Consider the following 2165-nt stretch of genomic DNA (forward strand, 5'->3'; position numbering starts at 1 on the left):
TTCATCGACGTGGACGACATCGCCGACGTGGCGGTGGCGCTGCTCACCGAGCCCGGGCACGCCGGCCGCACCTATGAGCTGTCCGGCCCGCGGGGGCTCACCTTCGGCGAGGCCACCGAGGAAATCGCGCGGGCATCGGGCTGGCCGGTCCGTTACGTTGAGGTCTCGCCCGAGGAGTTCGTCGCCGCGCTGGTGGCGCAGGGGTTCTCCCCCGAGGCCGCAAGCTACGGCCGGGAGATGTTCGACCTGATGCGCCGCGGTGTGACCGCTGAGGTCACCGACGACGTGCACCACGTTCTGGGTCGCCCGGCCCGCGATTTCGAGACCTATGTCGCGCGCGCGGCGGCAGCGGGGGCATGGCGTTGATGCCGGTCCTGGTGCTTGGCGCGACGGGGAGGGCCGGCCGCCGGGTGGCGCCGCTGCACCGAGCAGCCTGAGCCGGACCTGCTCCGGCTGGCCGCCGAGCTCCTGGAGGAGGTCGTCCAGCCGGAGGCGGGCCCGTGGACCGAGGCCACCGGCCCGAGGAGGTACGCGCGACCGCCACGGGCCGGTGGCCTTGGGTGCCGAAGGGACCGTCCTGGTCGAGCCCGGGGCCGGCGATGAAACGTCAGATGGCGGGGTTGCGGTGGGATGGTGATGCCTGCCTTCGGGTTCGCCGTTCCCGGTGAGCAAGGGGGGCCGCGGGATGGCGGCCGTGGCGGGGGCTGGGGCGTCAGCTGCGGGCGCCGAGGTGGAGGCCGCCGCTGGCGTCGATGACCTGGCCGGTGATCCAGCGGCCGTCGTCGGAGGTGAGGAAGGCGACGGCGTCGGCGACGTCCTCGGCCCGGCCGAGGCGGTTGAGGGCGGTCTGGCCGGTGATGAGCTCCTCGACGCCCGGCGCCTCGAAGACGGGCACGTTGACGTCGGTTTTGGTGGCGCCGGGCGCGACGGCGTTGACCGTGATCCCCCGGATCCCCAGCGCACTGGCCAGGGTCAGGGTCATCGTCTCAAGAGCGCCTTTGCCCATGGCGAAGGAGGTCTGGCCGGGCAGGGCCATCCGGGCGGCGACCGAGGTCAGGGTGATGATCCGGCCGCCGTCGCGCAGCAGCGGGAGCGCCCGCTGGATGATGAAGTACGGCGCCTTGACGTTCACCGCGAACAGCCGGTCGAACTGCTCCGGGGTGTCCGTCTCGATCGGCCCGGCCGGGAGGGCCGCGGCGTTGTTGACCAGGATGTCCAGCCCTCGCCCGGCCAGACCGCGCTCCAGGCCGGTGAACAGGGTGTCGACGTCCCCGGACGTGCCCAGTTCGGCCCGGACGGCGAAGGCGTGCCCGCCGGCCTTCTCGATCATGGCGACCGTCTCGTTCGCCCCGGATTCGCTACCGCCGTAGTGCACGGCGACGTCCGCGCCGTCGGCGGCCAGACGCAGGGCGATGGCCCGTCCGATGCCGCGCGAGGCTCCGGTCACCACAGCGGTCCTGCCAGCCAGTCTGCTCATCTCACGCACTCCGATGTGTTAGTGACTCTCGACATGTTAGTAACTACCAGTACGGTACTGTATCGCACATGAGTGGCGAAAGACCGAATCTGCGCGAACGCCGGCGGACGGAGACCCAGCGCATGATCCAGTCGCACGCGATGCGGCTGTTCGTCGAGCACGGCTACGACGCGACCACCGTCGACCACGTCGCCAGGGCATCCGGGGTCTCGCCGATGACCGTCTACCGGCACTTCCCCACCAAGGAAGACCTGGTGCTCTACGACCGGTACGACCCCCTCATCGCGGCTCGGGTCGCGGCCCGACCGGCCGACGAGCCCGTGGTGCGCCGGATCGGACGGACCCTCGTCGAAACCACCCGCACCCTGCTCGAAACGAGCCGTACTGCCGCCGAACCCGCCGCCGACGCGTTCGGGGCGCGCTCATCGCCCGAGAAGGACCTGCTGCTCGCCCGAGTGCGGTTGATGATGGACACGCCGGCCCTGCGCGCCCGCCACCTGGACAGCCAGTTCGCCACCCAGAAGGCCATCGTCGACGCCCTGCTCGGCGACGCGCCGGACCCCGAAACGGAGTTCCGCACCTGGGTCGCGGCCAGCACCTGCCTGGCCGCGATGCTCGTCGCCCTGATGCGCTGGGCCCAGGAGGACGGGCGCCCGGACCTGCCCGGCCTGATCGCCGCCGCTCTCCG

Annotated in this window: 2 protein-coding genes and 1 pseudogene; 2 read left to right on the top strand and 1 reads right to left on the bottom strand. The window is 71.8% G+C overall.

Features of this window, described 5'->3' with window-relative positions:
• Nucleotides 1–366: pseudogene (locus tag ACTWPW_RS63860) on the top strand (SDR family NAD(P)-dependent oxidoreductase); the annotation flags it as partial.
• Nucleotides 367–712: 346 nt separating this feature from the next.
• On the opposite strand, the gene ACTWPW_RS63865 reads toward ACTWPW_RS63860, so the two are convergent.
• Nucleotides 713–1477 (bottom strand): SDR family oxidoreductase, encoded by a 765-nt coding sequence (locus ACTWPW_RS63865; RefSeq protein WP_375117491.1) that lies wholly within the window; start codon nt 1475–1477, stop codon nt 713–715.
• A 68-nt stretch (nt 1478–1545) separates the two neighbouring features.
• On the opposite strand from ACTWPW_RS63865, the gene ACTWPW_RS63870 reads away from it, so the two are divergent.
• Nucleotides 1546–2165, top strand: a 620-nt coding sequence (locus ACTWPW_RS63870; protein ID WP_443174988.1) for a helix-turn-helix domain-containing protein, incomplete at its 3' end; no start/stop codon positions are given.

It is taken from the genome of Nonomuraea sp. KM90 (genome assembly GCF_052246675.1).
Taxonomy (GTDB): domain Bacteria; phylum Actinomycetota; class Actinomycetes; order Streptosporangiales; family Streptosporangiaceae; genus Nonomuraea.

Excerpts from the sequence above, each read along its gene's own strand:
- ACTWPW_RS63865 (WP_375117491.1), bottom strand. The coding sequence starts at position 1,477 with ATGAGCAGACTGGCTGGCAGGACCGCTGTGGTGACCGGAGCCTCGCGC.